We start from the raw sequence: 1488 nt of genomic DNA on the forward strand, positions 1-1488 counted from the left end.
TTTGATAAAAGGAAAGGGACGTATACTATTGATATGGTGCAAGCGTGTATAGGTTTTCTCTATAAGGAAATTCTAAAAACGATAAAAAAAACTTGATAACCTACTAGAGGGAATCAAGTCTTTTCATTACATACGATTATCATGCCAGAAGTTTAATGGGAAGTGTTCGTTCTCATTATATGCTTCTAATTCATATCCTTTTTCTTTCAGTCCTTTAATAATTCCAGGAACTGCTTTTACTGATTGTGGATGAATATCATGCATAAGGATAACTTCTGTTGGATTTGTAGCACCATGTAACACGTTTTCTACAATTTTAGCAGATGCAGCATCAACTTGCATTTTGTTATATTTCCAGTCTAAAGAATCAATTGTCCAATCCCAAACTTTTAAGCCATTTTCTACAACTTTGTTGCGAAGAGCTTCGTTTAATCCTGGCATAGAGCCGTAAGATGGACGAGTTAATACTGGTGATTTACCTAAAACACCAGCGATTAAGCCTTGGTCTTCCTTCATTTCATCTACGTAATGACCTTCAGTGTAAAGTTTCTTGTAGTTATGAGTCATACTGTGCATCCCAACGTAGTGGCCTTCAGCATCTTCGCGTTTTACAAGATCAGGGAAAGCTTTTACGTTTGAACCAATTAGGAAGAATGTTGCTTTTGCATTTTCTTTCTTTAACATATCTAAAAGCTCAGCTGTGTATTTTCCAGGACCGTCATCAAATGTTAAATAAGCGACTTTTCTAACTTGCCCGTTATAATGTTTTGGAGCTTCTTTCGGAGCAAGAGATGTTTGAATCTCACTTACAAGTTGAACAGATTTTGCTTCATCCTCTGTACTAGCTAGAGCAGTATGTACTGATCCAAAAGCCACTTCGTATGTGAATAATACCCCCGCACAAACTAACATAGCCCTTTTTACTAAAGTTGTCATTCGAATTCCATTGTGCATAATTTTCCTTCTCTCTATAAAAGTTCTACTCTACTATATTAGCAATTATAGGTAGGGAAATGCAAAAAACTTTTTTACAAGTGTAAAAAAGTTTACTCAAAAGTATGCAAGATTTTATATCAATTGCAGTTTTGAAAAATAGAATGAATTGAAACTTTATTATTTAAACTTTCAATCACCAAATCATACTTTCGTATCACTTCGTTTTCGTTCCAAATATTGATTCGAATATTTTGATTTTTATTAAAATATTGATAAAGAAACAATTACATGAAAAAAGGAGCGGGAATATGAATAATTATATTGGCACTACATGTGAAGTACAGTATTCCGAAAATGAAGAAGCACCTTCTCGCTGTAAAATTTGTAATCAGGAAAGGCCATATGTTAATCAAATTGGGCAGTCATGGATAACATTAGAAACAATGCAAAATAGCAATTTATACTAAAGTCCTATTGTTTATTAACTAATAGGTCTTTCAACTTAGGAAGCTCACACTAATGAGGGATGTTAAAGGGAAAATATGTAACTTA

The 1488-nt window shown here is 33.4% G+C and carries 1 protein-coding gene and 1 pseudogene; one reads left to right on the forward strand and one right to left on the reverse strand.

The window, feature by feature from the left end; all coding sequences use genetic code 11:
* Positions 1–126 precede the first annotated feature (126 nt).
* The gene (locus tag ACQGS6_RS28305; RefSeq protein ID WP_000551452.1) at positions 127–954 is read right to left on the reverse strand and encodes a peptidoglycan-N-acetylglucosamine deacetylase; all 828 of its coding nucleotides are present in this window, start codon (positions 952–954) and stop codon (positions 127–129) included.
* A 290-nt stretch (positions 955–1244) separates the two neighbouring features.
* On the opposite strand from ACQGS6_RS28305, the pseudogene ACQGS6_RS28310 reads away from it, so the two are divergent.
* Positions 1245–1400: pseudogene (locus ACQGS6_RS28310) on the forward strand (hydrolase); the annotation flags it as partial.
* Between the last annotated feature and the right edge of the window lie 88 nt (positions 1401–1488).

The organism is Bacillus sp. GMs2/2 (assembly GCF_050172095.1).
GTDB classification, from domain to species: Bacteria; Bacillota; Bacilli; order Bacillales; family Bacillaceae_G; genus Bacillus_A; species Bacillus_A cereus.